At 49.5% G+C, this 5,060-nt stretch carries 7 protein-coding genes; 2 read left to right on the top strand and 5 right to left on the bottom strand.

The window, feature by feature from the left end:
- Both PX482_RS22240 and PX482_RS22235 read left to right on the top strand, forming a co-directional pair.
- Positions 1 to 328 (top strand): RNA-guided endonuclease TnpB family protein (locus PX482_RS22240; protein ID WP_288123019.1); only part of this gene is annotated, 328 nt, incomplete at its 5' end.
- A gap of 101 nt (positions 329 to 429) precedes the next feature.
- Positions 430 to 783, top strand: coding sequence for a hypothetical protein (locus PX482_RS22235; protein ID WP_004159506.1), 354 nt, complete (start codon positions 430 to 432; stop codon positions 781 to 783).
- 54 nt (positions 784 to 837) lie between these two features.
- Here PX482_RS22235 and PX482_RS22230 read toward each other — a convergent pair whose 3' ends face one another.
- Genes PX482_RS22230 through PX482_RS22210 form a run of 5 tightly spaced genes read right to left on the bottom strand, consistent with a single transcriptional unit; the run spans position 838 to position 4,869 of the window.
- The gene (locus tag PX482_RS22230) at positions 838 to 1,608 is read right to left on the bottom strand and encodes an ABC transporter permease (protein ID WP_004159507.1); all 771 of its coding nucleotides are present in this window, start codon (positions 1,606 to 1,608) and stop codon (positions 838 to 840) included.
- Between the two features lie 12 nt (positions 1,609 to 1,620).
- Positions 1,621 to 2,829 (bottom strand): ABC transporter substrate-binding protein, encoded by a 1,209-nt coding sequence (locus tag PX482_RS22225; RefSeq protein ID WP_288123018.1) that lies wholly within the window; start codon positions 2,827 to 2,829, stop codon positions 1,621 to 1,623.
- Between the two features lie 4 nt (positions 2,830 to 2,833).
- Positions 2,834 to 3,616, bottom strand: coding sequence for an ABC transporter ATP-binding protein (locus PX482_RS22220; RefSeq protein WP_016517033.1), 783 nt, complete (start codon positions 3,614 to 3,616; stop codon positions 2,834 to 2,836).
- Positions 3,613 to 4,728, bottom strand: a complete 1,116-nt coding sequence (locus PX482_RS22215; protein WP_288093225.1) for an acyl-CoA dehydrogenase family protein — start codon at positions 4,726 to 4,728, stop codon at positions 3,613 to 3,615. The genes PX482_RS22220 and PX482_RS22215 overlap by 4 nt, the downstream gene beginning before the upstream one ends.
- Positions 4,729 to 4,740: 12 nt before the next feature.
- On the bottom strand, positions 4,741 to 4,869 hold the full coding sequence (locus PX482_RS22210) for a nickel-binding protein (RefSeq protein ID WP_256378313.1): 129 nt from the start codon (positions 4,867 to 4,869) through the stop codon (positions 4,741 to 4,743).
- Positions 4,870 to 5,060: the final 191 nt, after the last annotated feature.

Here is a 5,060-nt window from a genome sequence, read left to right as displayed (position 1 = left end):
TGTAAGCTGGGGAGAAATCACCCGACAATTAGCCTATAAATGCCGTTGGTATGGAAGAAATTACATCGAAATAGATAGATGGTTTCCTAGTTCTAAAGGATGTAGTAATTGTGGGCATATTGCTGAGAAAATGCCGTTAAATATTCGAGAGTGGGACTGTCCAGACTGTGGGACTCACCATGACCGAGATATTAACGCCAGTAAAAATATTTTGGCCGCAGGGCTTGCGGTGTCAGTCTGTAGAGCGACCATAAGACCAGAACAGAGTAAATCTGTTAAGGCAGGTGCGAAAAATCCTTCGGGAAAGAAGCAGAAACCCAAATCGTGAGGTTTGGGAATCGCCGTCCGTTTTACGGCGGCGAGGATGTCAAGTAAATTTTCCGCTACAATCGAGAGTACTAAGACTCAGGCAATTGTAAAGTAATATTAATGATAGATTTTAATACCCTCGCTGAATTTTCCCGCCACTATTGCGTCTCGATTTGTGCCTTTTTAGTACCCGCTAACTTAGTAACCACCGTTTTAACCGTTCTTTTTCTCTATTTCGGTCGTCCTACCCGTCAAGTCTTCCCCATTGCTTCCCTAGCTTTGTTGTTCGCCATCACCATGTTTCTCCACGTCGCCACCTGGTTAATGATTGGTGTGGTTATGGCCCCCACTTTTATCCTCTTTGGACTGGGTTTAACCTGTTTTGTGATCAATCTTCAAGCCATCAGCGATCGCCAAAGTTTGGAACAGTTATTACATACTGGGGTTAGTCGTCTGGCCCGCTCTTTCAACTAAGGAAAAGCGCCAAGACTTCCCACTTCCCACTTCCCACATAGTTGAACCAATAGGCTAATCTTGATGCGTCCAAGAGCGATGAGCCAGACGCAAACCCCAATCGAGCAGATAACCAATCGCGCCAATAACGAGAATCACCGCCATCAACTCTGAATAGGCGAGTCGATCGCGTGTATCGAGAATATAATAACCCAAACCCGCACTAACCCCCAGCATTTCCGCCGGGACAAGAACGATCCAGATAATACCTATAGCCAAACGGAAACCAGTTAAGAGATGGGAGAGGATCGCAGGCAGAATAATCTGGAAAACCGTTTCCCCTCGGGTAGCACAGAGACTGCGGGCTAAAGTCAACCAAGAGAGATCAACCGCATTAACCCCAGCAGCCGTATTGAGAAGGATCGGCCAGATGGCCGCCACCGTCAGCAAAAAATACACGGGTAGATCACCAATTCCCAAAACCATCACCGCTAAAGGCATCCAAGAAAGGGGCGAAATCATGCGTAGAAATTGAAATAGGGCTGACAAAGCCGATTCAAGGGAGCGATACAACCCGATTAATACCCCCAACGGCACACCGATGGCACTAGCGAGGGCCAAGCCCACAATAACCCGGCGGCAACTGGTGAGGATATGGGGCATAATCTCCCCCCCAACAAAAAGACGTAATAAAGCGACAAAAGATCGCTCAGGGGAAAAATCATTTAAAATCGGGTTTGAGTGCCATAGAGGACTGGTAAATAGCCACCAGAGCAATAATCCAAAACCGATACCCCATAAGGGTAGTAAAGCTCTTGGCGGGGAGGTCAAAGATTGTGACTTCATAGGTTCGGATTCTTAAAATTTGATCGTCTCGATGCGGGAGAGATTATTCGGTAAGCCGAAAGCTTTCGGTCCGCCCACCTGTTGCAAGGCATTACGGACAAAAGAGTCATCCACGAGATCCCGCGCCACCTGTCGGGGTTGCAGTTTTTGGAGAAAATCCGTATTTCCTTCTACCTGAGTGGTTTTGAGCAAGCGTACCAGTTCCGACCTATAGGAAGGGAAAGGATAGGGCTGGAAATCGATCCGGTTGACTTGCCAGTCTGGATTCTCGATCGCCCCGTCTTTTTTATAGAAATTGCGATCATAGTAAGTAAGCGCCCGTTGCAATACTGGCAGCGGGTGAGGCGTATATTTTCCACCATCTTTAGAGAGAATCCGGGCCACTTCGGAGCGATTGCCCCGGGACCAGAGTTGAGCTTTAACGAGGGCGTTTACCACCCTCTGCGTCCATTGTTTCCGTTGCCTAATATCCTCCTCGTGAACAAAGACAACGCAACAGGCGTGATTCTTCCAGACATCGCCGGTGAAACGGAGAACCCTACCGGTTTTGAGATTTTCCGCCGCCGCGTTGAAAGGTTCAGCAACGATATAACCACCGATGCTCTTATTGGCGAGGGCTGATACCATATCCGGGGGCGGGAGAACCACTAGATTAACCTCGTTAGACGCGATCGGCGCGTCCTTGGCTTTGCGAACTATTTTCAGCCCGTTACGTTGTAAGAGTTGTTGCAAGACCAAATTATGAATGGAATACCAGAAAGGAACCGCGATCGTTTTGCCTCCCAATTCCCTGGGATTTTCAATATCGGGAAGGACGGTGAGGGCTGAACCGTTGGTATGGTTCCAAGCAACGATTTTAGCGGGGAAATTGCGCCCGTAACGAATCCAGATCGAGGTGGGAAAAAGAACGTGAATAACGTTCACCTGCCGGGCGAGAAAGGCCTCAACAATCTGCGCCCAAGAGCGGAATAGGCGCGGTTGTTCGGCAGTTAAACCTTCCGCTTGATAAAGTTTTCGCGAGTGGGCCACCAATAGGGGGGCGGCATCCGTAATCGGTAGATAACCGATTTTCACAGGCTGATCGTTGGCATTGGCGTTAACGGGGAGATTCCAATTATCGGCGGCGATCGCTGCCCCGAAGGAACTGGTAAACAGTGCCGAAAGTTTCAGGAAATCTCGACGGCTCATGCCGCAACAAGCACAATTATCGTGTAGGTTCATAGATTTACAGTGTCATCACAAGGGCTAATTCTTGAAAAATTGACCGGCGTAGATCACTCAAAAGCTTGGCTGACTCGAAACGGGGTTTCGGCATCGAGATGGTCCATTCTCGGCGGATGCCCACCGGATGACGGCCCATGAGAAGAACTCGATCAGCCACTAATAGGGCCTCGTCGATGTCGTGGGTAACGAGGAGAACCGTGCTGTTATAGAGAGCTATGACTTCTAGGAGGAGTTTTTGCATCTCGAAACGGGTGATCGCGTCGAGGGCGCTAAACGGCTCATCCAGGAGGAGGAGAGAGGGGCGGCGGGCGAGGACGCGGGCTAGAGAAACTCTCTGAGCCATACCGCCCGATAGTTGATGAGGATAGGCACGCTCGAAGCCCTCTAGTTTGACGCTTTTAACGGCGGTGTGAACCCTTTCGCGTAATTGCTGATGATCGAGGCGGGGCATCCGCTTTAATTTCAAACCAAAAGCCACGTTTTGCCAAACGGTTAACCAAGGTAAAAGGGCGGGGGATTGAAAGACGATCGAGCTGCGGATGTCTGGTGCTTGTAGGGGTCGTGAGTGCAATTGTATTTCTCCGCCATCGGCACTTTGCAAACCAGCGGCGGTAGCAAGGAGGGTAGATTTACCGCAACCACTGGCCCCAAGCAAACAAACCACCTCACCGGAGCGCACCTGTAGGTTAATATCCTCAAAAACGGTACGGTAGCCATGGCGGGTTTTATAGCGTTTGTGGAGATTTTTGAGGCTGAGGACGGGGTAATCAGTGGCGATGCTCATTCCCTCACCCCCGCTCGATCGAGTTCGCCAGTGAGAATTTTATCGGTAGAGGACTGACGTTGTAATTCTCTTTCTAGTTGAATCAGGCTCGGAGTTAACACCGGTAAAAAGGCGACCTCGCGCAGCCGTCGGGCCGTGTCGCTATTACGGAAATAGCCTTTTCCTCCCTTAATTTCCGCTTCTAACCATACGGATTCCACCGCTAACCGGGTAATGTCCACTCTGAGGGTGAATAGTTGGCGTGTCCCTCCGAGATCGAAGCTTTCTAGGGTGCTGAATTGCTCGATTTTCTTTTCTAGACGAGTCAGACGCTCCCGGGCGAAGAAATAACGATCGCTGGCTACCGCTGCCTTTCCCCCTAAACTTTTCTCTGTCTCCCCAAGGGATTTACGCGTAATGCCAAGGGCCAGTCCGCATTGTAACAGCAAGAAACAGGGGCGGACTGAGGGTAAAAATTTTGCTGCTTCCAAGCTGATAATCCAGTCGTGAGATAACTGAACTCGATCGAATTCAAGGGTACTGGTGCGGGAAGCTTGTAAACCCAATAATTGTAGGTCTTCACCCCGTTTTAACCCCTCTGCGAAGGAGGGAAGGGCGAGGATAAGAGTTTGTCCAGATCTAGTTTGAGCGGCAACGGCCACTATGAATTCTCCCTTAGAGTCGAGGTTAGAGACCCAGGGCAGGAAGCCATTAACAGTGACGTTTTCCCCCTCGATCTTTGCTTGTAAACGCAGCTCCTCGATACCGCCGAGGTACTTCATCGCGTTGGAGAGTCCTGTCGCTCCGGCTATCTCTCCCTTGAGAACAGCTGGTAGAATTTTGTTTTGTAGGTAAGTGTTATTACTGGCGGCCAGATATTGAATGAAGACGCGCTGACACCAGAAAACAAAACCGGTGGTCAGGCAGCATTGGGACACAGAGGAGATCGCCTCTACTGCCTGTAATAAGGAGCCACCCCGGCCTCCTAAGCTTTCAGGTATAGCATAGCCGAACCAGCCCGATTCTCCTAGCTTGGTTAGGGCCCAACCGACGTTGAGATTAGCTGTACCGTTGTTGAGGTCAGTGGCTCTTTCTTCCAGAAAAGAAAGGATTTCGGAGCCTCGATCAAGCATAATTGTTTTCTCCTAGGGGTGAATATTTTCAATCGAGGTCAAACTATCTATAGGTGCGCCGACCACTTCTCTGGCTCTTTTTACCGCCGCTTCATCGGGACTATCGTAGAAACAGAGACATTTACTCAAGTCTTCGCAAATATATGTAGGGTTTGCTGAATAAATCTAAAAACCTTATCCAACAAGGTTTTTAGACTTTTTTGACCTCAAAAAGTGCCGACCATTGGAGTGATTGGGGGGAAAATTCAGGTACTTTTTCCCTGAAAATTAGGTAGTTGACCACCTGAAAATCGATAAAACCCCACACCCCACACCCCACACCCCACACCCCA

This window comes from Microcystis sp. M53602_WE12 (genome assembly GCF_030065455.1).
GTDB classification, from domain to species: domain Bacteria; phylum Cyanobacteriota; class Cyanobacteriia; order Cyanobacteriales; family Microcystaceae; genus Microcystis; species Microcystis aeruginosa.
Note: the sequence above shows the minus strand (reverse complement) of the source record. Positions and strands in the feature narration are given on the sequence as shown.

Coding starts and splice junctions, on each gene's coding strand:
- PX482_RS22230 (WP_004159507.1), bottom strand. CDS start 1,608: ATGAAGTCACAATCTTTGACCTCCCCGCCAAGAGCTTTACTACCCTTA.
- PX482_RS22220 (WP_016517033.1), bottom strand. CDS start 3,616: ATGAGCATCGCCACTGATTACCCCGTCCTCAGCCTCAAAAATCTCCAC.
- PX482_RS22215 (WP_288093225.1), bottom strand. CDS start 4,728: ATGCTTGATCGAGGCTCCGAAATCCTTTCTTTTCTGGAAGAAAGAGCC.
- PX482_RS22225 (WP_288123018.1), bottom strand. CDS start 2,829: ATGAACCTACACGATAATTGTGCTTGTTGCGGCATGAGCCGTCGAGAT.
- PX482_RS22235 (WP_004159506.1), top strand. CDS start 430: ATGATAGATTTTAATACCCTCGCTGAATTTTCCCGCCACTATTGCGTC.